Source organism: Rhizobium sp. ERR 1071 (assembly GCF_007828675.1).
In the GTDB taxonomy this organism is placed as follows: Bacteria; Pseudomonadota; Alphaproteobacteria; order Rhizobiales; family Rhizobiaceae; genus Rhizobium; species Rhizobium dioscoreae.
Genome location: NZ_VITM01000003.1, coordinates 611,885 through 635,180 on the forward strand (window position 1 = coordinate 611,885; position 23,296 = coordinate 635,180).

General features: G+C 60.4%; 22 protein-coding genes. 3 read left to right on the forward strand and 19 right to left on the reverse strand.

Translation table 11 applies throughout. The features are described from left to right. Positions 1-48 precede the first annotated feature (48 nt). Complete coding sequence (locus FBZ99_RS13110) at positions 49-2,394, forward strand: methyl-accepting chemotaxis protein (protein WP_145633503.1); 2,346 nt, start codon at positions 49-51, stop codon at positions 2,392-2,394. Between the two features lie 68 nt (positions 2,395-2,462). Here FBZ99_RS13110 and FBZ99_RS13115 read toward each other — a convergent pair whose 3' ends face one another. After that, positions 2,463-3,407 carry a nucleoside hydrolase gene (locus FBZ99_RS13115; RefSeq protein WP_113351306.1) on the reverse strand — a complete coding sequence of 315 codons (945 nt, stop codon included), beginning with the start codon at positions 3,405-3,407 and terminating at the stop codon, positions 2,463-2,465. Between the two features lie 231 nt (positions 3,408-3,638). On the opposite strand from FBZ99_RS13115, the gene FBZ99_RS13120 reads away from it, so the two are divergent. Both FBZ99_RS13120 and FBZ99_RS13125 read left to right on the forward strand, forming a co-directional pair. Beyond that, the gene (locus FBZ99_RS13120; RefSeq protein WP_113351307.1) at positions 3,639-4,070 is read left to right on the forward strand and encodes an Hsp20 family protein; all 432 of its coding nucleotides are present in this window, start codon (positions 3,639-3,641) and stop codon (positions 4,068-4,070) included. 157 nt (positions 4,071-4,227) lie between these two features. Continuing rightward, on the forward strand, positions 4,228-4,485 hold the full coding sequence (locus FBZ99_RS13125; RefSeq protein WP_069611167.1) for a DUF1150 family protein: 258 nt from the start codon (positions 4,228-4,230) through the stop codon (positions 4,483-4,485). A 161-nt stretch (positions 4,486-4,646) separates the two neighbouring features. Here the strand turns inward: FBZ99_RS13125 and trmB are convergent, their stop codons facing one another. The 18 genes from trmB to FBZ99_RS13215 all read right to left on the reverse strand — a co-directional run bounded on the left by trmB (position 4,647) and on the right by FBZ99_RS13215 (position 23,239). Then, positions 4,647-5,348 carry a tRNA (guanine(46)-N(7))-methyltransferase TrmB gene (gene trmB / locus FBZ99_RS13130; protein ID WP_113351308.1) on the reverse strand — a complete coding sequence of 234 codons (702 nt, stop codon included), beginning with the start codon at positions 5,346-5,348 and terminating at the stop codon, positions 4,647-4,649. After that, positions 5,345-6,598 (reverse strand): methionine adenosyltransferase, encoded by a 1,254-nt coding sequence (gene metK, locus FBZ99_RS13135; protein WP_095433815.1) that lies wholly within the window; start codon positions 6,596-6,598, stop codon positions 5,345-5,347. The genes trmB and metK overlap by 4 nt, the downstream gene beginning before the upstream one ends. Before the next feature lie 187 nt (positions 6,599-6,785). Further along, complete coding sequence (locus tag FBZ99_RS13140; protein ID WP_041677790.1) at positions 6,786-7,205, reverse strand: helix-turn-helix domain-containing protein; 420 nt, start codon at positions 7,203-7,205, stop codon at positions 6,786-6,788. A gap of 151 nt (positions 7,206-7,356) precedes the next feature. After that, positions 7,357-8,958 carry an apolipoprotein N-acyltransferase gene (gene lnt / locus FBZ99_RS13145; protein WP_113351309.1) on the reverse strand — a complete coding sequence of 534 codons (1,602 nt, stop codon included), beginning with the start codon at positions 8,956-8,958 and terminating at the stop codon, positions 7,357-7,359. A 78-nt stretch (positions 8,959-9,036) separates the two neighbouring features. Further along, positions 9,037-10,209, reverse strand: coding sequence for a hemolysin family protein (locus FBZ99_RS13150; protein ID WP_145633506.1), 1,173 nt, complete (start codon positions 10,207-10,209; stop codon positions 9,037-9,039). Between the two features lie 25 nt (positions 10,210-10,234). Further along, positions 10,235-10,741 carry an rRNA maturation RNase YbeY gene (gene ybeY / locus FBZ99_RS13155; RefSeq protein WP_113329998.1) on the reverse strand — a complete coding sequence of 169 codons (507 nt, stop codon included), beginning with the start codon at positions 10,739-10,741 and terminating at the stop codon, positions 10,235-10,237. Positions 10,742-10,760: 19 nt separating this feature from the next. Continuing rightward, on the reverse strand, positions 10,761-11,813 hold the full coding sequence (locus tag FBZ99_RS13160; protein ID WP_069611161.1) for a PhoH family protein: 1,053 nt from the start codon (positions 11,811-11,813) through the stop codon (positions 10,761-10,763). A gap of 30 nt (positions 11,814-11,843) precedes the next feature. After that, positions 11,844-13,256, reverse strand: a complete 1,413-nt coding sequence (miaB, locus tag FBZ99_RS13165; protein ID WP_113329997.1) for a tRNA (N6-isopentenyl adenosine(37)-C2)-methylthiotransferase MiaB — start codon at positions 13,254-13,256, stop codon at positions 11,844-11,846. A 61-nt stretch (positions 13,257-13,317) separates the two neighbouring features. Beyond that, complete coding sequence (locus tag FBZ99_RS13170; protein ID WP_145633509.1) at positions 13,318-14,115, reverse strand: lysophospholipid acyltransferase family protein; 798 nt, start codon at positions 14,113-14,115, stop codon at positions 13,318-13,320. Positions 14,116-14,145: 30 nt separating this feature from the next. After that, positions 14,146-14,574, reverse strand: coding sequence for a Fur family transcriptional regulator (locus tag FBZ99_RS13175; protein ID WP_095433808.1), 429 nt, complete (start codon positions 14,572-14,574; stop codon positions 14,146-14,148). 39 nt (positions 14,575-14,613) lie between these two features. After that, complete coding sequence (locus FBZ99_RS13180; RefSeq protein WP_113329994.1) at positions 14,614-15,108, reverse strand: GNAT family N-acetyltransferase; 495 nt, start codon at positions 15,106-15,108, stop codon at positions 14,614-14,616. Positions 15,109-15,110: 2 nt separating this feature from the next. After that, positions 15,111-15,767, reverse strand: a complete 657-nt coding sequence (gene tsaB / locus FBZ99_RS13185) for a tRNA (adenosine(37)-N6)-threonylcarbamoyltransferase complex dimerization subunit type 1 TsaB (RefSeq protein WP_145633512.1) — start codon at positions 15,765-15,767, stop codon at positions 15,111-15,113. Between the two features lie 24 nt (positions 15,768-15,791). Beyond that, positions 15,792-16,358, reverse strand: coding sequence for a NifU family protein (locus FBZ99_RS13190; RefSeq protein WP_069611377.1), 567 nt, complete (start codon positions 16,356-16,358; stop codon positions 15,792-15,794). Positions 16,359-16,474: 116 nt separating this feature from the next. Further along, positions 16,475-16,966, reverse strand: a complete 492-nt coding sequence (locus FBZ99_RS13195; RefSeq protein WP_095433804.1) for a universal stress protein — start codon at positions 16,964-16,966, stop codon at positions 16,475-16,477. A gap of 75 nt (positions 16,967-17,041) precedes the next feature. Continuing rightward, positions 17,042-18,106 carry a tryptophan--tRNA ligase gene (trpS, locus tag FBZ99_RS13200; protein WP_112722011.1) on the reverse strand — a complete coding sequence of 355 codons (1,065 nt, stop codon included), beginning with the start codon at positions 18,104-18,106 and terminating at the stop codon, positions 17,042-17,044. Between the two features lie 111 nt (positions 18,107-18,217). Further along, positions 18,218-18,610, reverse strand: a complete 393-nt coding sequence (locus FBZ99_RS13205) for a VOC family protein (protein ID WP_145633514.1) — start codon at positions 18,608-18,610, stop codon at positions 18,218-18,220. Positions 18,611-18,725: 115 nt separating this feature from the next. Next, positions 18,726-20,327 carry a murein biosynthesis integral membrane protein MurJ gene (gene murJ, locus FBZ99_RS13210; protein WP_113329991.1) on the reverse strand — a complete coding sequence of 534 codons (1,602 nt, stop codon included), beginning with the start codon at positions 20,325-20,327 and terminating at the stop codon, positions 18,726-18,728. Further along, the gene (locus tag FBZ99_RS13215; protein WP_113351316.1) at positions 20,324-23,239 is read right to left on the reverse strand and encodes a [protein-PII] uridylyltransferase; all 2,916 of its coding nucleotides are present in this window, start codon (positions 23,237-23,239) and stop codon (positions 20,324-20,326) included. The genes murJ and FBZ99_RS13215 overlap by 4 nt, the downstream gene beginning before the upstream one ends. Positions 23,240-23,296 lie beyond the last annotated feature (57 nt).

Below are 23,296 nucleotides of genomic sequence, written 5' to 3' on the forward strand. Positions count from 1 at the left end.
TTGCATTCGGATAATGCGTATCCGACGCATCGCTTTTTCGAGGAAATGATGTTCATCTTTCGTATGAAGTCGCTTGCGGCCAAGCTCATCTTGGTCACTGGACTGGCGATCGCACTCGTTCTGCTGGTTTCCAATTTTCTGCTGATTTCCCAGACCCGCGATCGCGTCGAGACGCTGACGATGGATCAGGCGAATACCGAGGCCAAGTCCATTTCCAATGAGATTGCGGCAAATGTCGGCGAACTGGCGAGCGCCGCCCGCTCCATGGCTGGTATCCTCGGCCGCGGTCACGAAGGTCACACCTTCGATCGCAAAGGCATCATCAATATCCTCAAGGCGAATGTCGAACAGAATGCTTTTGCCTTCGGCAGCTGGTTCTGCGAACAGCTCGGTGCTTTCGACGGCAAAACGACGGAGCTTGCCAACAACAAGGATCAGGGTGTCAACGACAAAGGCGCCTTTACGCCCTATTGGTCAAAGACCAAGGATGGTGGCATCCAGTTCTCCACGTTCGACAATGATTATACCGCTGCCTGGTGGAAGCTCGCCGCCACGAGCGGCAAGGGCGCAATCACCCCGCCCTATATGGCAGAAGGCACAGACGTTCCGACGACCATGAGCTCGATCGCCTACCCCGTCATGTCGGGCGGCAAGCTGATCGGCGTCGCAGGTGTCGACATCTCCCTTGCTTCGCTTTCCACCAAGCTTCAGAAGCTGCAGCCGTTCGGCACCGGCCGCGTGCTGCTCGTTTCGCAGGATAACAAGTGGTTGGTCGCGCCAAGCGCGAATCTGCTGATGAAGGACTATAATGGTTCCGGCGCCGACACCATCAAGGCCGCGCTGACCTCCTCATCAGCAAGCATCCTCAGAAACCTCTCCGAAGACGGTAGCGAAGAATTCGACCGTGTCGTCTATCCCTTCGCCGTTCCCGGCCTGAACGCCACCTGGGTCGTTCTGATCGACGTTCCGCACAGCGCAATTGCAGCGCCGGTCCGGGATCAGACCTATATGATGATCGTCTCCGGCTTCATCGTGCTGGCTGCAGTCATGTTGGCGCTCTATGCCGCCGTGCGCGGCTTCGTTCAGAAGCCACTTGCCGGTCTTGTCGCAAGCGTCAATCGCCTCAGCGCCGGCAATTATGCCGAGCCGGTCGCAGGACAGGCCCGTGCCGATGAGGTTGGCTCGGTCGCCAAGGCCCTGGAAGGTTTCCGCTTTGCGCTTGCCGACACCAAGCGTCTCGAAAGTGAAGCCAACGACCAGCGCCTGGCTGCCGAGGGCGAACGCCGCCGCTCGGAAAATGAACGCAACGAGAGCGTCGCCCTGCAGCGCCATATCGTCAGCATTCTCGGCCAAAGCCTCGCTGAGCTATCAAAGGGTAACCTCACTCAGCGGATCACGGACGACTTCCCCGGCGAATATGCCCAGCTCAAGCAAGACTTCAATGCCGCGCTGGCGAGCCTCGAGGAGACGGTTCATACCGTTAATGTCAGCGTCGGCAATATCGGGAGCGGCACGGGCGAAATCAGCAACAGTGCCTCGGACCTCGCCCGCCGCACCGAACAGCAGGCGGCAAGCCTGGAAGAGACTGCGGCAGCCCTCAACGAGCTGACCGCGCAGGTCAATTCCAGCGCCGAAAATGCACGCACGGCGGCCAGCAGCGTCAATGCCGCATCAGAGGATGCCGAGCATTCCGGCGAGATCGTGCAAAAGGCTATCGCCTCCATGCACGGCATCGAGCAATCGTCGCAGGAGGTGTCGCGCATTATCGGCGTTATCGACGAAATCGCCTTCCAGACCAACCTTCTGGCACTCAATGCCGGCGTGGAAGCGGCCCGTGCCGGAGAGGCCGGCAAGGGCTTTGCCGTTGTCGCGCAGGAAGTGCGCGAGCTGGCCCAGCGCTCGGCCAATGCCGCCAAGGAGATCAAGACTTTGATCAACGCCTCGGCGGGACAGGTCAAGGAAGGCGTCGATCTTGTCGGCCGCACGGGCGACGCCCTGCACAAGATCGCCCAGCAGGTCATGGAGATCAACGGCCTGATCCGCCAAATTTCGGCTTCCGCGAGCGAGCAGGCGATCGGCCTGAAGGAAATCAACTCGGCCATGAACCAGATGGATCAGGTCACTCAGCAGAATGCCGCAATGGTCGAGGAAACCACCGCTTCGAGCGTCACGCTTGCCGAGGAAGCCCAATCGCTCAGAGCGCTCGTTGCACGCTTCCGCACCGGCCGTGCTGCCCAGGACAACGCCAGCGCATTGCGAGCGACTGCTCAGCAGATGCGGGCTCCGGTTACACCGCGCAGACCGGCAGCAGCCGTTAGTGCACCGGCACGTAAAGCAATTCCGCAGACCCAGGGCGCCAATGCACTCGCCCAGGACGAATGGGAAGAATTCTGAGCTCACCTTGGGTGGATAAAATACAAAGGCCGCCGGATCGCTCCGGCGGCCTTTTGCGTGAATCCTGATCAGATCCGGGCGAAGCGTTCCGTCAGCAGCGCGAAGAAGCCATCGGCATCGACATCGCGCATGACCTTGGCGTTGCGCTTGCGGTCGGTAACGTGCCACCAGTCGACGACGGTCATGCCGACGGTCAGTTCCGATGTCACTTCGATCTCGACATTGCATTCGCGACCCTTGAAGAGCTCAGGCTTCAGAAGGTAGGCGATCACGGTCGGGTCATGCAGCGGACCGCCGTCCGAACCGTATTTCTCGATATCGAAGCGCTCGAAGAATTGCAGCATTTCGACCATGGCCTTGGCAGGCGGCGTGCCGACCGCGGCGATGCGCTCGACGCGATCCTTTCGCGTCAGCAGCTTGTGGGTGACATCGAGTGGCATCATGACGATGGGAACGCCCGAACGGAACACGACATCTGCCGCCTCCGGATCGACATAGATGTTGAACTCGGCCGCCGGCGTAATGTTGCCGCCCTCGAAAAAGCCGCCGCCCATCATCACGAGCTCGCGCACGCGGCCGACGATGTCAGGCGCTTTTTGGAAAGCCATTGCGATATTGGTCAGCGGCCCAAGCGTGCAGAGGGTCACGGCGCCTTCCGGTTTCTTGCGCAGCGTGTCGATGATGAAATCGACGGCGTGGCCCGGCTGCAGCTCCATTGTCGGCTCGGACAGTTCGGGGCCGTCAAGGCCGGTCTTGCCGTGCACATGCTCGGCCGTGACCAGCTTGCGTTTGAGCGGCGCATCAGCGCCGGCAAACACCTTGACGTCGCGGCGATTGCAGAGCTCGCAGACGATGCGGGCGTTGCGGCTGGTCAGCCGCAGCGGCACGTTGCCGGCAACCGTCGTGATGCCGAGCACCTCGATCTCCTCGCGGCTGCCGAAGGCGAGAAAGATCGCCGCAGCGTCATCCTGACCGGGGTCGGTATCGATGATGATTTTTCTAGGTTCGGTCATGTCTTCAACTTTCCTCCGGTGCAGATCGACAGGCTTTGTCGCGGGTCCGGTCCGGCTTTGTCAAGCGCTCGCTCGTCATGTCACAAAACGATTTTTCACCACGGAATTCGATCTCGCAAATGCGAAGACCTCATGGCTTGCACTCGCAGGCGCGTACTCCCATATTAGGGACAACCGGGTGCTGAAGATCAGGTCCGGAACGGTCGCTTGACACCCAAGGACTTTGAGACGATGAGCCGGACGACTCCCTTTGCCAGCCCGCTGCTTCTGGGCTTCGACACTATGGAAAAGACGCTTGAGCGGATTGCCAAGGTCAGCGACGGTTACCCTCCCTATAATATCGAAAGAATGCGCGCGGACCGCCTGTCGGGCGAACCGGAGCGTCTGCGCATCACATTGGCGGTCGCAGGCTTTTCCGAGGATGAGCTTGATGTCACCACGGAAGAGAACCAGCTGCTGATCCGTGGACGCCAGATGGAACAGGGCGAGCGCGACTATCTCTACCGGGGCATCGCTGCCCGGCAATTCCAACGTGTTTTCGTCCTTGCCGACGGCATGCAGGTGCTCGGCGCCACGCTGAAGAACGGTCTGCTCTCCGTCGATCTCATTCGGCCGGAACCGGACCGCGTGGTAAAGAAAATTAACATTTCGGTCTCACAGTAGAACAACGGCCTAGAGCCGCATGATTCAGGTCGAATCGGTCTGAAGTCTGAATCGGCTCTAGAATCAAAGAACTAGAGCACGACGTCACCTAAAAGCCGCTCACACTTTTGGTCATCATGCTCTGGAGCCGTTGGTCCCTCATACTGGAGGTACGAGCATGTTGTTAAAAGAAGCCACCGCCCGCCTGACCCAATCCGAACTTGCCAATATCGGCACCGGTGAGGTCGCCTACATCAGAAAAATGGATTGGTCCGAAGTATCCCGCTGCTTCCCGGAAGCGCCCGATATCGATCCGGATGTGGATCTCTGGGCGCTTTTTGGCGCCGACGGCACCCCGATCCTCTTGACGGACAATCGCTCCAGCACCTTCTATCGTGCTGCCGAGGACGAATTGAAGACGGTCAGCTTGCACTGACCATGAGCGTCGCCCGACGGTGAACGTCACCGTCCGCAAGGACCGCATCGAACCGGCCCCACCTGGCAACGCGCGCGCATGATCCAGACCGCCCAACGGCGGTCGTCACGCAGGATAGTGTGAATATTTCAATCTGAAATTCTCGCCCGTAATTGGAGCGATCAGACCCTCTTGAAGGTCAGATAGGCCGACGAGCGCCCTTCGCGCCTGGCCTTCGCTTCGTAGCGCGTGCTCGGCCAGCCCTCATAGGGCGTCAGCCAGTCGGCGGCGTTCTGCGCGGTCCACTCGAAGCCGCCATGCGCCTGGCAATGCTGCAGCGTCCAATTCACATAGGTGTCGATATCGGAGGCGAAGCAGAAGAGCGCGCCCGGCTTCAGGACGCGATGGAAGCGGGCAAGATTCACCCGAGAGACGAAACGGCGCTTCCAGTGCTTCTTCTTCGGCCAGGGATCAGGATAGAGCAGATCGATCTGATCTAGGCAGCCGTCAGGCAGCCAATCCAGTACCTGCGTCGCGTCGTCATTGTAGACGCGAATATTGCGTGCACCCGCGTCGTCGACGCTAGCAAGCAACTTCTGCATCGAGTTGACGAAAGGTTCCACGCCGATGAAGCCGGTCTTTGGCTGCTCCAGCGCCCGGTGAATCAGATGCTCTCCACCGCCGAAACCGATTTCAAGGCGCAGACGCTCGGTCGGCACCGGGAAAAGGTCGTTCAGCGGCTGCGGCGCCTGGGCGGAAAGGTCGACGATGAACTGCGGCAGCAATGCTTCCAGCTTTTCAGCCTGCTGGCCGCGCAAGGCTTTACCCTTGCGCCGGCCGAAGAATGCTTCCGTCGCCCGCGACCGGCGCTCGGTATCGATCATGCGGCTTCCCGGAGCTTTACGGCTTCCTTGAGGGCCTTCACCAGGTCCGTACGCTCCCAGGAGAAGGAGCCGTCACGGCCGGCCTTGCGGCCGAAGTGACCGTAAGCCGAAGTCTTGGCGTAGATCGGCTTGTTGAGGTCGAGGTGGCGGCGGATGCCTGTTGGCGAGAGGTCCATGTTCTTGCGGATGGCCGCTTCGACCTGATCCTCGGTGACGCCCTTGCCCGTGCCGTGCAGGTCGACATAGATCGACAGCGGCTGAGCAACGCCGATGGCGTAGGAGAGCTGGATCGTGCAGCGATCCGAAAGACCGGCGGCAACGACGTTCTTCGCCAGATAGCGGGCAGCATAGGCTGCGGAACGGTCGACCTTGGTCGTGTCCTTGCCGGAGAATGCACCGCCGCCATGCGGGGCTGCGCCGCCATAGGTATCGACGATGATCTTGCGGCCGGTGAGGCCGGCGTCGCCGTCCGGACCGCCGATGACGAACTTGCCCGTGGGATTGATGTACCACTTGCAATCGGAAGCGATCTTCAGGTCGCCGAGCGCTTCGACGATATAGGGCTCGACAACGGCACGAACCTTCTTCGAATCCCAGCTCTCGTCGAGATGCTGGGTGGAAAGCACGATCGAGGTCACTTCGGACGGCTTGCCGTCGACGTAACGGACCGTCACCTGGCTCTTGGCGTCCGGGCCGAGCTTGGCAACTTCACCATCACCCTTCTTGCGGGCGGTAGCGAGCAGCTGCAGAATCTTGTGCGAATAGTAGATCGGCGCCGGCATGAGATCAGGCGTTTCCTTGCAGGCGTAGCCGAACATGATGCCCTGGTCGCCAGCACCTTCGTCGCCCTGCTGGTCGGCGGCATTGTCGACGCCCTGGGCGATATCGGCAGACTGCGAATGCAGGAGCACGTCGATGCGGGCCTTCTTCCAGTGGAAGCCGTCCTGCTCGTAGCCGATGTCCTTAATGGCGCGGCGTGCGGCAGCCTTGAACTTCGAAGGATTGATGACGTCGTTGCCATCCTTGTCCTTCTTCATCAGGCTCGGCGGCAAACGCACTTCACCGGCGATGACGACGCGATTGGTGGTGGCAAGGGTCTCGCATGCAATGCGCACGGTCCATGGGTTTACGCCGGTCTTTGCAGCCTCGCGGTAAACCAGATCGACGATTTCATCGGAAATGCGGTCACAAACTTTATCCGGGTGACCTTCGGCAACAGACTCACTCGTAAACAGATAATTCGCGCGCATGCGGGATTCCCCTCAAAGAACAAATCTCTGCTTTTGATATTCGTCTCCGCCTCGAAAAACAAGCCGCACAAGGACATAAATATATCTTTATATCCCCGCTCAAGTGATAAAATTTTGCCGTAAATAACGAAAAGGCGGCCAAAATGACCGCCTCTCGACTTTGTCGGTTTAACCCCGCTTCGAAGGGTTATTCGGCATCCGCCTCGGCCGCGAGCGCCTTGACCAGCTCGACAACCTTGCGTCGGACCTTGCCATCGGAAATTTTCACGAAGGCGCGGTTGAGCTGCAATCCTTCGGAAGACGACAGAAAGTCGACGACGTAGTTGGAGCTGGACGCCTCTGCCATGCCGCCCGCACCGGCCGCGTGTTCGCCCGGCGCATCCTCGAAAAAGAAGGAAACCGGGACATTGAGGATGCTGGAGATATTCTGGAGGCGGCTGGCGCCAACGCGGTTGGTGCCTTTTTCGTATTTCTGGATTTGTTGAAACGTGATTCCGAGGCTTTCGCCGAGCTTCTCCTGGCTCATGCCAAGCATCGTGCGGCGGAGGCGTATGCGGCTACCGACATGAATGTCGATGGGGTTCGGCTTCTTTTTATTCTCAATCATCATTTTACCCTAACATAGGTTGAATTCAGGACCTGCCACCCGGTACCCTTCACCACCCCTATAACGCCACGTTGCAGCCGACGCCCCCAAGGCCTCCAGTCTACGTTCGAAAGGCGGACATCTAGCACTATGCAATTTTAGGGTTTTTTGGTCAATTCACCCTGAAAATAAAACCCATGCGCGAAATCACGGCAATCATGCCGACTGCTCCGATGATCAACCAAAAGTATGTTTTTCTGGCTTTATCGTCGATGCGCGATACGGTTGCGCCACCCAAAGTAGTATCTATAAAGCCTTGCTGATTATAATCGATACCGGAAAGCACTCGTCCGTGTGCATCAACAAATGCTGAAATGCCGGTATTGGCGCTTCGAATCAACGGCAGCCCCTGCTCCACCACCCTCACCCTTGCCTGCTGGAAATGCTGGTATGGGCCAGGCGTATCGCCGAACCAGCCGTCGTTCGTGACGTTCAAGATGGCGTCGGCCTGCTGGATCTCCGGAGTCATCTCGTTCGGAAAAATGATCTCGTAACAGATCAGCGGATAGAATTTCAGGCCATCCGGCATGCTCAGCAATTCCCGTTTGGCGGCCGCTGAAAACCCTCCCGGCAGTTCCACGACGTTCTCGATGCCGAGATAGCTCAGAATGTGCTCGAAGGGCACGTATTCGCCGAAGGGGACGAGATGGGTCTTGTCGGACGCACCGATGATCTGTCCGCGACCGTCGATCACATAGATCGAATTGTAATAGCGCGGCTCGACTCCCGGCCCCATGTCTTCGACGCGGACGGCGCCGGTGATCAGGATCTGATCGTCTTCGAGCTGATCGGCAATACGGGCGAGCGCATCGCGGTTATCGGTGAGGATGAAGGGCACGGCCGTTTCCGGCCAGACAATGATGTCGGGCCGTTTGCCGCCATTGGCAGGCGGCTGGACCGAGAGCGCCAAATGCTTGTCGAAGATGGCGGCACGGTCGGCGGCCGTATCCATCTTGGTTTCCTGGTCGATGGACGGCTGAACGATACGTACCACAGGTGCCGTCTTGGCATCGGCCAACGGCGCTTCCGGCTGGCCCAGTGCGTAATAACCATAACCGAAATGAGCGGCGGCGATGAGGACAGCAAGGCCGATCCCCGGCACCCGCCCCTGGCGCGTGCCGAGCAGCGCAGGTGTCGCAAAGACGAAGACGGCAAGCACGGTCACTCCGAGCACGCCGACGACATGCGCCGACTGCATCATCAGCGGAATGGGCATGGCGCCATAGCCAATTGCATTCCAGGGAAAGCCGGTGAAAAGAAAGCTGCGCAGCCATTCCAGGATACCGAAACTGAAGGCAAGCGCGGCGATGCGCCCCATGCCGTCGGACCACAGGATCCGTGCAAGCACGGTCGCGACGCCGTAGAAAACGGCCAGAAAGGCCGGCAGGCCCAGGATTGCCAGCGGCAGCGCCCAGGCGAACTCATCGGCATCGATCAGCAGCGCATGGCCGAGCCACCAGAGGCCGGCGACAAAATAGCCGAAGCCGAACAGCCAGCCGGTGAAGAAGGCGGGCCAGAGGCGCCCGAGCAGACCGCTATCCGGGCCGGCAGCAACGCCATCCAGCAGCCAGATGAGCAGCGTGAACGAGACGAACATTGCCGCGAAGAAGCCGAAGGGCGGCAGCGCAAGCACGCCGATGGCACCGGCCAAGACCGTAAGCAACGCACGTTTGAAACCCCAGACGAGGATCACCCTGCCCGAAAGCCATTCCATGCGTCAGCTCCGTCCAATCGCGAATCAATTGGGCGCAGTCTTTCAAAAATGCAGCGATTTGTCCCGCTTTCGCGCCATTTATTGGCGGGCGGCGTTACGCTCGGCCGGCGTTTCTTCGGCGATCGTTTCCGGTGCCGGCAAATCGCGCTCCGGCGTACCGGCATCGCCTTCCAGCTTGACGGTCGGTCGGCGGCGGGCGGCGTGACGCTTACGCGTGATGCGCACCCGCTTAATGCGGCGCGGATCGGCATCGAGAATATGGAATTCGAAACCGGGAAGCGCCTGCACCACCTCGCCACGCACCGGAATGCGGCCCAGCGCGGAGAAGATCAGGCCGCCGAGCGTGTCCACCTCGTCCACCTGCTCGGCGATGTCGAAATCCGGACCGATCGCGGCTGCGATCTCCTCCAGCTCGACACGGGCGTCGGCTACGAAGACATCCTCGGAGACGCGCTTGAACATGACTTCTTCGTCGTCGTGCTCGTCATCAATATCGCCGACGACCATTTCGACGATGTCCTCATGCGACGCCAGGCCGTCCGTGCCACCGTATTCATCGATCACGAGGGCCATCTGCGTTCGGTTGACCTGCATGCGGCGCAGGAGATCGGAGGCAAGCATCGAAGGCGGCACGAACAGGATCTTGCGGATGATACCAGCCTCGACCAGCGTCTTCTGCAGATCGACCCGCGATAGATCGAAGTTCGGCTTGGCCGAGCGTGCCGGCTTTTCGGCTGCAGGTGCAGCCGTTGCAGCAGCCGCCGACTTAGCACTGCCGCTGCGGCGCTTGTTGCGGGCCTGTTTGGCGACATAGGACAGCAGGTCGCGGATATGCACCATGCCGCGCGGATCATCGAGCGTATCGGCATAGACGGGCATGCGCGAGCGGCCGCTTTCCTCGAAGAGGATCATCAGCTCGCCGATGGTGATGTTCTGATCCACGGCCTCGATATCGGCGCGCGGCACCATGACATCCTCGACGCGCACCTCGCGGAAGCGCAGGATGTTGTGCAGCATTGCACGCTCATCGGGCGAAAAGGCATCATCACCGGCAGCGTTGGTCATCAACGCGTCGGCAAGGTCCTCGCGCAAACGGGCGGCGTCCTGTGCCGGGCGCAGAATCCGCGCGGCACGTGCCCAGAATGAAGAGTGGGATCGCTTGCCGTTGCTACTACTGCCTACCTCGTCGGAGGAGGCTGCGTCGGCTCCGTCTTTGGCCTCGGGGGCCGATCTTGTCGTAAAGTCGCTCATTGTTCCTGGTCAGACAGGGTTCAGATCAAATGGGGTCTTGTCCCGCATAGGGATCAGATAGGCCAAGACTCGCCAAAATGCGAGTCTCCAGCCCCTCCATTCTTTCGGCTTCGCTATTATTCATATGGTCGTAGCCGAAGAGATGCAAGAAACCATGCACCATCAAATGCGTCAGATGGTCGTCAAAACTCTTTTCGAGATCCACCGCCTCACGCTCCACCGTCTCCCTGGCGATGATGATATCGCCCAGCATCGGACCGGGCTTGCCGCCCGGTTCGAGCGGAAAAGCCGGAAAGGACAGAACGTTCGTCGCCTTGTCCTGAGAGCGCCATTCCGCATTGATCTCGCGGATCGAAGCGTCGTCGGTAAAGACCAGCGACAATTCAGGGGCCATTTTTGGAAATGGCTGCTTCTCGTGCTTCTTGAGATAATTTGCAGCTTCGCCCAGCACCCGCTCGGCAAGCGACTGCAATATCTCTTCGGAGGGCCAATCGCCCTCCTCCACGCTGATCTGTATATCGAGTTCGGCCATGATCTTTCGTAACCGCAGATCAGATCTGCGGATCGCTTTCCTCTGCCTTTGCGGCATAGGTGGAATCGTAGGCCCGGACGATGCGCGCCACCAGCGGATGGCGGACGACGTCCGTATCCTTGAAGCGGACGATGGTGATGCCCTCGACGCCATCCAGCAGCTGCAGCGCTTCCACCAGGCCGGACTTGACGCCGCGCGGCAGGTCGATCTGGCTCGGATCGCCGGTCACGATCATCCGCGAGTTCTCGCCGAGGCGCGTCAGAAACATCTTCATCTGCATGGATGTCGTGTTCTGCGCCTCATCGAGGATAACGGCGGCATTGGAGAGCGTGCGGCCACGCATGAAGGCGAGCGGCGCGATCTCAATGACGCCTGCCGTGATAGCACGCTCGACCTTGTCGCCGGGCATCATGTCGTAAAGCGCGTCATAGAGCGGGCGGAGGTATGGATCGACCTTTTCCTTCATGTCGCCAGGCAGGAAGCCGAGCCGCTCGCCGGCTTCGACGGCCGGGCGCGACAGGATGATCTTTTCAACGGCACCGCGCTCCAGAAGCTGGGCGGCGTGCGCGACGGCGAGATAGGTCTTGCCCGTACCGGCAGGTCCGACACCGAGGACGAGCTCGGACCGCTCCAGCGCCCGCATATAGGCATCCTGGGTCGGCGTCCGCGCGATGATCGTCTTCTTGCGCGTTGAAATCTGCGCCATCGTCAACTTGGCTTTTCTCTCCATGGTCGGCAGCGTCAATTGGTCGTCGGCGGCAACCGCCATGCGGATTGCCCCTTCCACATCGGAACGCTCTACATTGCCGCCTTTTTGCAGCTTGTCATAGAGATAATCGAGCGTGCGGCGTGCCTGATTGGTGGCCAGTACATCGCCTGTGATGACGACGGAATTGCCGCGAGCGCGAGCATCAATGCCGAGGCGCTCCTCAAGCAGCTTCAAATTCTGGTCGAACTGCCCGAAAAGCTCACTGGCGAACCGATTATTCTCGAACGTCAGGGTGAAGTGATTGGCGTCGCTCGCGGTGCGGGGCTGGCGCGATGAAGAAGAAACCAATTCCTGTCCGTTCAAGCGGTGCGGCTCCTTGTGCCCGTCCGGAACCTAGAGCAATTCAGCAAAAAGGCTGTTGGTGCTGGTTCCGGTGATTCGTACGTTAATAATGTCACCGATTTGCGATGCTTTTGCATCAACATTCACAGACTGCAGCCAGGGAGAGCGTCCGATCAACTGGCCCGGCATCCGGCCCGGCTTTTCCAGAAGGATATCCACTGTTTTGCCCACACAGGCCTCGGCAAACGCATGCTGCTGCTTCAGCAACAATGCCTGCAAACGCTCCAGCCGCTCGGTCTTGACCTCTTCGGGCACCTGATCCTTCAATTCCGCGCCGGGTGTGCCCGGCCGCGTGGAATATTTGAACGAGAAGGCCTGTGCATAATTCACCTCCTCGATAAGCTTCAGTGTATCCTCAAAATCCTGGTCTGTCTCCCCCGGGAAGCCGACGATGAAATCGCCCGAAAGAGCGATATCCGGGCGTGCAGTGCGGATCTTCTCGATGAGCGTCAGATATTCCGCGGCCGTATGCCGCCTGTTCATCGCCTTCAGGATGCGGTCGGAGCCCGCCTGAACGGGCAGATGCAGATAGGGCATCAGCGTCCGCAGGTCGCGATGGGCGCCGATGAGGCGGTCGTCCATGTCGCGCGGGTGGCTGGTGGTGTAACGCAGGCGCGCGAGGCCGGGGATCTCGGCGAGACGATAGAGGAGATCGCCGAGGCTCCAAGCCTCGCCCTTCGGGCCAGCGCCATGCCAGGCATTGACGTTCTGGCCGAGCAGCGTGATTTCGCGCACGCCGCCATCGACCAGTTTCTCGGCCTCTTCGACGATCTGCGCGACCGGGCGGGAGACCTCGGAGCCGCGCGTATATGGCACGACACAGAAGGTGCAGAACTTGTCACAGCCTTCCTGCACCGTCAGAAAGGCAGTGACGCCGCGGGCGCGGATCTTCGTCTTTTCGGCGATCGGCAGATGCTCGAACTTGTCCTCGATCGCATATTCCGTGTCGACGACGCGCTGGCCCTCCTTGGCGCGGCGAAGCGCATCCGGCAGGCGATGATACGTTTGCGGGCCGATGACGACATCGACGGCAGGCGCGCGCCGCAGGATTTCCTCGCCCTCCGCTTGCGCGACGCAGCCGGTGACGCCGATCATCATCTCGCGACCATCGGCCGCTTTGCGCTTCTTCATTTCGCGCAGTCGGCCGAGCGCGGAATAGACCTTTTCGGCAGCCTTCTCGCGGATATGACAGGTGTTCAACAGGACGAGATCGGCCTCTTCCATGTCCTCCGTCGGCTCATAGCCGTCACGGGAAAGCGCATCGCTCATCCGCGTGGAATCATAGACGTTCATCTGGCAGCCGTAGGTCTTGATGAAAACCTTGCGGCTGTTGGAGCCATCGCGGGGACCGAGCTGCAAAGCGTCGGCCGCCGGGGCGTCGAGGGTTAGGCTGTCCTTGGTCATGGGCCGCTATGTAGTGGCTTTTGCTTTCGGAGAAAATGAAAAAGTTGGAATCACCTGGAAATCAGGCGATCTCGCGCCCGAGCAGGCGGCTGGCAAGCATATTGCGGATGCGCCTGGCGATGGTGGCGCTGACTTCCTTGCGATTGGTGCCGGCGCGATAATCCACCGCCTCGCCAAAGCAGACATCGACATCGATGGCACCGCACTGGATGATGCCCTTCAGATGCGGTACGAGCTCGATATCGCCAGGCCATGCCGTCAGCGGGCGATAATAGCGGCCCATCGGCGTTCCATGGACACGGGTGTAGGCAACAGCGACCGGCTGGACATGCACGATGGCGCCCGGCGCCTTCGGCAGGGCGGCAGCGGCCGCACCGAACAGCGAGGACTTGACCTCGAGCAGGCGATTGCCATCCGAGGTGGTGCCCTCGGGAAAGAGCACCATGATTTCGCCATCGGCCATCCGATCGCCGATCTCGTTCACCTGCTCGCCAGTCTTGCGCTTCTGCTCGCGCTCCACGAACACGCTCTTCTGCCACTGGGCAAGAAGGCCGAAGACCGGCCAGTCCCGCACTTCCGACTTGGCGATGAAGGAAATATCGGCAACTGCCGACAGGACGAGAATATCCAGCCAGGACGAATGGTTGGAGGCCAGCATCAAAGGCCGGCTCGTCTCCATCTTGCCGATCACATGGATGCGGACACCAAGCCAATAGCAGACGATGCGATGCCAGTAGCGCGGCAGATAGCGCCGGAGCTTCCAGTCAAAGCGCAGGCAGAGGATCTGCAGCGGCAGCATCACCGCGCTGACGACACAAATAACCACGGCGGCACAGCCGATGCGCAGCCAGGTCATCAAATCGCTCGCTCCTGCATGAAAGCCTTCACGTCAACCTTCGTCCTTCTTCAGCGGGATGCCGTAAAGCTCCAGCCGGTGGTCGACGAGTTTGAAGCCGTGTTCGCGGGCGATACGCTCCTGCAGCGCCTCGATCTCCGGCGAGTGGAATTCGATCACTTGACCGCTCTTCAGATCGATCAGATGGTCGTGGTGCTCTTCCGGCACGGTCTCGTAGCGGGAGCGCCCATCGCGGAAATCATGGCGGGCAAGAAGGCCGGCGTCCTCGAACAGCTTGACGGTGCGGTACACCGTGGAGATCGAGATTTTCGCATCCACTTCCACCGAGCGGCGATAGAGCTCCTCGACATCCGGGTGATCGCCGGAGCTCTCGATGATGCGCGCAATGACCCGGCGCTGCTCCGTCATGCGCATGCCGCGCTCGGCGCAAAGCTCCTCCAGGGATTTTACGGCGTCTTCCATCAATCGCTGTCTTCGGTCCAAATGAACTGTGACAAGGGACTAGCGAAGAACGCGGCGCATGACAAGCGCCGTCGATTTTTGTCCGTTTTCGCCGGCATAATAGGCCTTGCGCTCGCCGACCGTCTCGAAACCGAGCTTGCGATAGAGGCCGAGGGCCGGCTGATTGCTGCCGTCGACTTCGAGAAACATAGTTTCGCCGCCGCGATTGCGAGTTTCACGCAACGCCGCCTGCATGAGGCGCCAGCCAAGGCCGGAGCGTCCGAGTTTGGCATTGACGGCGATTGTCAGGATTTCGCCCTCGCCCGCCACATGCCGGGCCAGCACGAAGCCGGGAAGCGCCTTTTTAAGGATGGCATTGGTCTGGCGGGCAACGAAGCCGAAGGTGGTCTCCTGCGAAAGGAGACCCTGAAATTCAGTTTCGTCCCATACCCGCGGGAAGCGTTCGCCATGCAGGAGCGCCACTTCGGCGCAATCCTTCAGTTCCATCGGGACGATTTCGTATTCGGCTTTCAAGGTCAGATAGGATTCGAGCATGTCTATTGCCTGGCAACTGCGTATCCGGCCTGCGGTCTGGCATCGGGTCCGCGAAGATAAAGCGGCTTCGGCTTTTCGCCAGCAGGCTTGCCAGCGCCCAGCCGGGCGACGATGGCAATCGGAAATGCGTCTGGCCGCTCCGCAGGCGGCGCGTCGCTCAACCGGGCGACGGCCGTTCCGGTGACGACGCCATCGAATGCGCCGGCGATTGCCCGCGCTTCGTCGATCGTCACGGCCCGAGCCTCGTCCAGCGGGTTGCCATCGGCATCGAAGCTCTGGAGATAGATCTCCTCGCGCTTGGCATCGATGGCAGCCAGAACCGACTTGCCCGGATTCTGCGCTCTGGCGGTCGCGGCCATGGCCTCGAGGGTCGTGACACCAACCGCTGGAACATTGAGGGAAAGTGCAAAACCGCGCGCGGCTGCAACGCCAATGCGGATGCCGGTGAAGGAACCGGGGCCGACAGTCACGACAACACGCTCAATGGCCGAAAGCGCCACACCGGCTTTCGCCAGCGCCTCGTCGACAACGTGCATCAGATGCTCGGCATGCCCCCGTCCGATCGTTTCCGTGACCTCCCCCATCACAGAATCACTGCCGCTATCATACACAGCGGCAGCGCAATCCACACCTGCCGTGTCGAGCGCCAGTACGATCATGTCAATTTTTCCGCTAGGCCGGGATTAGACGGCTTCGACTTCCTGCACTTCCGGGACGAAATGGCGCAGCAGGTTCTGCACGCCATGCTTCAGAGTTGCCGTGGAGGACGGGCAGCCCGAGCACGATCCCTTCATGTTGAGGTAGACCTTGCCGTCACGGAAGCCGCGGAAGGTGATGTCGCCGCCATCCTGGGCAACGGCGGGACGAACGCGGGTATCGAGCAGCTCCTTGATGGTCAGCACGATGGCCTCGTCACCTTCATCGAAGAATTCGCCGCCGGCATCCTGCACTTCGGACAGAACGGATGCCGAGCCCATGACCGGCTTGCCGGACATGAAGTGCTCCATGATCGAACCGAGGATGGCGGGCTTCAGATGCTGCCATTCCTGATTTTCCTTGGAGACGGAAATGAAGTCATAGCCGAAGTAAACGCCGATCACGCCCGGGATTTCGAAGAGGCGAGCAGCGAGCGGCGAAGCTTCGGCTTCCTCGGCGCTGCGGAACTCGGCCGTGCCGTTTTCCATCACCACTTTGCCCGGCAGAAACTTGAGGGTCGCGGGGTTCGGCGTCGCTTCGGTCTGAATGAACATCTTGATCTCCATGCGGCGGGCAGACGCCCGATCCCGACTTTAGAATATTTCAAAAGAAAATAGGCCTTTTGGCCATTCTATTCAAGAGAGTGTTTCTCAAGAAATGGCACACGCGATCAACTCAGCGCGTCGATTTCCTCGTTGCTCAGCGTATCCGGGAGCACCGTCACCGGGATCGGGAAAGCGGCGGCACGACCGGCGATCGACGAGACGAGCGGGCCTGGGCCTTCCTTGGCGGAACCGGCGGCAAGCACGAGAAGAGCGATATCTCGATCCTCTTCAATCACGGCATTGATCTGCTCGGCGGCAGCACCCTCACGGATGACGATTTCCGCGTCGATGCCGATGTTTTCGCGCACGGTTTGCGCAGCCTTTGCGGTTGCGGCCTCGGCCTCCTCGCGCGCTTCCGCCCGCATGATCTCCTCGACCCCAAGCCATTGCTGGAAGTCGCCCTCGGGGATCACATAGAGTAGCACGAGGCCGCCATTGGAATTCTTGGCGCGCCGGCCGGCATAATGGACGGCGCGCTGGCATTCAGGCGTGCCGTCGATGACCGCCATGAACTTGCGGCGATGACCTTCGAGCCGTGAGAGACGTTTTGAAACCATGCAGCGACTCTGACACCCGAAGGCGGCGTTTTGCAAGCCCCCGTTTGGGACCGAGAGGCCTGCATGACGATATCATCAATAGAGAAAGCCGATAATGTCGCGAATCTGCTTCATGGTCACGTCGGCGCGGGCGCGGGCGCGGGCACTGCCATCGCGCAGAACGGCGTCGATATGGCCAGGGTCGGCCATCAAGCGGCGCATTTCCATCGTGATCGGCGAAAGCACATGCACGGCGAGATCGACGAGTGCCGGCTTGAAGACCGAGAATTGCTGACCGCCGAATTCCGAGAGAACGTCAGCCTTCGACTTGTCGGCAAGCGCCGCATAGATGCCAACCAGATTGTCGGCTTCAGGCCGGCCGGCAAGACCGGCGATTTCGCTCGGCAAGCCATCCGGATCGGTCTTGGCCTTGCGGATCTTCTTCGAGATGTTTTCCTCGTCGTCGAGCAGGTTGATGCGCGAGAGGTCCGATGCGTCGGATTTCGACATCTTCTTCGTGCCGTCACGCAGCGACATGACGCGCGGCGCCGGGCCATCGATCAGCGGCTCGACCATGGGGAAATAGGCATGCACCGGCTCATCGCCGACGGTGATGTCGATGCCGTAGCCCGTGCGGCGAATATGCTCCATATAGTCCAGATTGAACTTCATGGCGATGTCGCGGGTCAGCTCTAGATGCTGCTTCTGGTCGTCGCCGACCGGGACATGGGTGGCGCGATAGAGCAGAATGTCCGCCGCCATCAGGCTCGGATAGGCGTAAAGGCCGAGCGAAGCCTGCTCGCGGTCCTTGCCGGCCTTGTCCTTGAACTGCGTCATGCGGTTCATCCAGCCGATGCGGGCGACGCAGTTGAAGATCCAGGCAAGCTCAGCATGGCCGGGCACGGCCGATTGATTGAAGACGATGTGCTTTTCCGGATCGATGCCGGCGGCAAGGAAGGCCGCGGTGATCGAGCGCGTCTGGTTCGGCATGTCCTCATGGACCAGCTGCGCCGTCAGCGCATGCATGTCGACGACGCAGTAGATGCAGTCGTTATTGGCCTGCAGGGCCACGAACTTGCGGATTGCGCCGAGATAGTTGCCGAGGTGGAGGTTGCCGGTAGGCTGAACGCCGGAGAATACGAGCGGCTTGAATTCGGTCATGTCGTCCTCAAAAGGCTTGTGGAGGGCCCGGGTGAGCTCGCGCTCGACCCTTGGTTTCGAGCGGCTTATGCACGGCGGATAGGTTGGGATCAAGAGGTTATATGGGCAGTCTCAGGAAGAATGCTGGATCAGGTCCCAGGTGTTGCCGTAGGGATCGGCAAAGACCGCGACCGTGCCATAGACTTCATGGCGCGGTTCCTCCAGAAAATGCACGCCCTTTGCCTTCATAGCTGCATGATCGCGGGCGAAATCATCGGTCTTGAGGAAGAAGCCGACGCGGCCACCGGTCTGGTTGCCGATCGCCGTGCGCTGGCTGTCGCTGGCGGCCTGGGCGAGCAATAGCGCGGCGCCCTCGGTGCCTTTCGGTCTGACCACGACCCAGCGCTTGCCCTCCGGCTGCACCTCGTCGGCCAAGCACTCGAAGCCGAGGGCATCGCAATAGAAGGCTTTCGCGCGATCATAGTCATCGACGACGAGGGCGACGAGGAAGAGGGATTGGGGCATGGGAACTCCGTCTTATTTCCTGGCACGGCAGCATTAGCTACGATTCTCGGCTCGAAATAAAAACCTATAAAACGGATTCAATCTCGCACCGTTCGATCGGGCGAAGGAGCCTTTGTTATTCCCCGTTCGCCACCTCGGCATCTGGAGCGGTCGCGGCCCGCTTGCGCTTCAAATTGCGGCGTACCATGCCCAAATCCACGCCACCGATCAGGAAGGCGACAATGAAATACACCGCCATCGCAATCAATATGAGCAAGCCCAGGATGCCGGTTTTGATGAGCAGCGACGAGCTCCCCCCCAGAAGCGGCTCCCAGCGATCAGACAAATATACGATAACGCCGCCCATGACGGCGGAGGATACGAGCAGCATCACAGTGCGGCGCGCCAGCGACCATTCCCAGGCGAGATGTCCGCGGCGATAGAGCGTGACGAAGAGCTGCACGGCGTTCAGCCATCCGGCAACCGCCTCAGCGAGCGCAATGCCGCGTTCGGCCAGCACCGGGAAAAGCAAGATGGACAGCGCCGAATTGACGGCGACGGCGACCGCCGTGTAGCGCATCGGCGATTTCGTATCTTCGCGGGCATAAAAGCCGGGCTGCAGTGCTTTAATCAGCACGAAAGCCGGCAGACCAAGACCGAAGATTGCGAGGATGGAGCCGACCAGCTTTGTATTTTCCGAGTTAAAGGCGCCGCGCTCGTAAAGCACGCGGATGATATCATCGGAGAGCAGCCAGAGGGCAATAGCGGCCGGCAGGGTCAGGAACAGCACAAATTCGATCGAGCGGTTCTGGATATTGGCAGCTTCCTTGATGTGGCCTGATTTCAGCGAGCGGGCTAGTTCCGGCAGAAGCACGATTCCGACCGCGACGCCGACGACGCCGAGCGGCAACTGGTAGATGCGGTCTGCATATTGCAGGGCGGCGATCGCGCCTTCCTTGCCCGAGGCAATTGCCTGGCCGATCACCAGATTGATCTGAGTGACGCCGCCGGTGATGGCCGCCGGGATCGCAAGAAGCAGGAGCCGTTTGACATTGGGCGTGAAGCGCGGAAAGCGCAGACCGATACTGATGCCGGCATGACGCACGCCGATATAGACGACCGCCAGCTGCAGCACGCCTGCCACCAGTACCGACCAGGACAAATACCAGGCTGTGCTCAGCGGATCGGCGCCGTAGTAGATCGCATAGAACAGCGCACTGATCATCACCAGGTTTAGGAAGATCGGAGCCACGGCGGCAGCGAAGAAATGATGCAGCGAGTTCAGCATGCCGCTCATCATCGCCGTCAGCGACATCGACATGAGATAAGGGAACATCACGGCGGCCAACCGGACCGTCAGATCGAATTTCTCGGCATCGTCGGCGAAACCAGGTGCGATGACCCAACGCACCAGGAGCGGCATGGCTAGTTCCATGACGATAGTGATCAGCAGCAGGACCGAGAAGAGAACGCCGAATACTTCCTCGGAAAACCGCTTGGCGCCGTCGATGCCATTCGCCTCGATCTCTTTTGCAAAAAGCGGCACGAAGGCGGCGTTGAAGGCGCCTTCGGCAAACAATCGGCGGAAGAGATTCGGAAAGCGGAAGGCGGCGTAGAAGACGTCGGCCATCGGCCCGGTGCCGAGGGCAGCGGCCATCAGCGTTTCGCGGGCGAAGCCGAAGATGCGGCTGCCGAGCGTCGCGCCACCGACCGTGATGAATTTCTTGACTAGGCTCATGCGGCTGAACCGGCTTTCTTCTCAGTGTCTGACTTTTCGACGGCGACGCCGCGCGTGGCGGCGGGCGCGATGATGCCGGAGGGCATGCGCTCGCGCATTTCATCCTCTTCGCCGGCCATGACGGCTTTCAGGCGGGCGGTGATATAGGCTCGCCTGTTCTCGTTGGAAATCTTCTGGCCCACCAGGTCGGCGACATAGAAGGTATCGATGACCTTTTCGCCGAAGGTGGTGATCCGCGCAGACTGGATATCGAGAGACAGGTCCGAAAGAACGGCCGTGATTTCCGACAGCAGGCCGGGGCGGTCGAGGCATTCGACCTCGATGACCGTGAACTTGTTGGAGAGGCTGTTGGTGATGATGACCGACGGCGGGATGACGAAAGCCTTGTTCTTGCGGCGGTTCTTCGTGCGCGTCGCGATGACCTCCGGTAGCCGCTTGCGGCCGGCCAGCACGTCCTCGATCATCTTGCCGATGGTGCCGGCGCGGCGCAGTTCGTCGGCATCATCAGGAAATTCGCGGCTGACATGGATGGTGTCGAGCGCGCGGCCATCCGATGTCGTGAAGATCTGCGCATCGGCGATATTAGCGCCCGCAGCAGCGCAGGCGCCGGCAATCACGGTCAAAAGACGCGGATGGTCAGGCGAGAGCACGGTGATCTCGGTGATGGCGTGGAAGCTGTCGGTGCGCACCATGGTGGCGAGGACTTTGCCCGCCTTGTCGGATTCACGCATGAACTGCGTATGGCGGACCTGATCTTCCAGCGGCACGGACAGCAGATAGGGCTGATAGTGCAGCTTGACGTAGGCCTTGCGCTCCTTCTGGCTCCAATCCGCGAGTGCGTGTTCCAGCGCTTCGGCAGCAGCTTCGGCGCGTTCCTTGCGCGAAACTTCGGAGAAACCTCCTGACAGCAGCAGCTCCGTTTCATAATAGAGCGTGCGCAACAGCTGGCCCTTCCAGCCGTTCCAGACGCCGGGGCCTACGGCGCGGATATCACAGACGGTCAGGATCAGCAGCATCTTCAACCGGTCAAGCGACTGCACCCGGTCGGCGAAATCGATAATGGTCTTGCGGTCGGTCAGGTCGCGCGTCTGAGCGACCATCGACATGGTCAGATGTTCCGCGATCAGCCAGACCACCAGCTCCGTCTGCTTCGGCGAAAGGCCGAAGCGTGGGCAAAGCTTGCGTGCAACCGCGGCGCCGGCTTCCGAATGGTCCTCCTCGCGGCCCTTGGCAATGTCGTGCAGGAGGACGGCGACATAGAGCGCGTCGCGATCCTCGATGCCAGGCATCAGCTTGTTGGTCAGCGGATGGATATCCTCGGCCTTGCCCTTGTCGATCTCCGATAGCACCTCAACGGCGCGGATCAGATGCTCGTCCACCGTATAGTGATGATACATGTTGAACTGCATCATCGAGACGATCTTGCCAAATTCCGGAATGAAGCGGCCGAGCACGCCGGCCTCGTTCATGCGGCGCAGGATGAGTGCGGGATCGCGCTTCGAGGTGAGGATGGAGAGGAAGAGCCGGTTCGCCTCCTCGTTCTCGCGCAGATCGTTGTCGATGAGGTTCAGCGAGCGGGTGACGCGCTTCAACGCGTCCGGATGGAATTCCAGCCCATTGATATCGGCAACGAAGAACAGCCGGATAAGGCTGACCGGATCGCGCTTGAAGACATCGGGATTGGCAAGCGCGATGCGGCCGCGGTCTTCGACGAATTCGACGGTGCCGGGGATCTTGCGCGAGCGGTTGGCAAAACGGCTGATGACGCCGGTGAGCCCCGGCGTGGCTTTCGCCTGCTGGTCCTCCAGTGCGGCGCAGAGGATGCGGGTGAGATCGCCGACATCCTTGGCGACAAGGAAATAATGCTTCATGAAGCGCTCGACGGCCGAAAGGCCCGGGCGGGCGTTATAGTCGAGGGCTGCGGCGATATCGCGCTGGATATCGAAGGAAAGCCGCTCTTCCGCCTTGCCGGTCAGGAAATGCATATGGCAGCGCACGGCCCAGAGGAAATCCTCGGCCTTCTCAAAGAGACGATATTCCTGTTTCGAGAGCACGCCGAGCTTTACCAGCTCGGCTGGATCGCGGACGTGATAGTAATATTTCGAGATCCAGAACAGCGTGTGCAGGTCGCGCAGGCCACCCTTGCCTTCCTTGACGTTGGGCTCGACGAGATAGCGGGTGTCGCCCGCCTTGCGGTGGCGCTCGTCACGCTCGGCGAGCTTGGCGGCGATGAATTCCGGGCCGGTATTGGTGACGATCTCCTTGTCGAAACGGGCTTGCAGCTCGCGCTCCAGCGCGATGTTGCCGCAGATATAGCGGGTTTCGAGAATGGCGGTGCGCACCGTCATGTCGGACTTGGCCTCTCGGATGCACTCCTCGACCGTGCGCGTGGCGTGGCCGACTTTGAAGCCCATGTCCCACAGCATATAGAGAATGAATTCGACCGCCTTGTGCGTCTCGCTCTCCGGCTTCGGCCGGAAGAGGAAGAGAAGGTCGATATCGGAGCCCGGCGCCAGCGTATCGCGGCCATAGCCGCCGACGGCGGTGACGGAGAAGGCGCCGGCCTGCTTCGGATAGACGTGATGGACGGTGAAATCGTAGAGGACGGTGATGATCTGGTCCTGCAGCCAGGAAATCCGGTGCGCGCAATTAAGCCCGCTGCCGTCGGCGATCAGCAACCGCCGCGCTTCTTCCCGTCCATCCTGGCTTGCCTTTTTCAACAGCGCCAGCAGTGCGGAGCGCTCTTCATTCTTATCCAGGCCGCGTTTGGTGAGGGTCTCGCACTCCGCCTTCAGCGCGGATACATCGAGAATGGTCGAAAAATCGATATGATGCGTTTCCATGCTCTGCCGATCGGCTTTCTCTTCGCTGACCGCGGTCCGTTGCCGGCGCGCCCGTCTTTTCGTCTGCATGCGCTATAGCCTCTTTGCCCAGCGATTGACACAGGCATTCTACGCCCGCATCCCCAA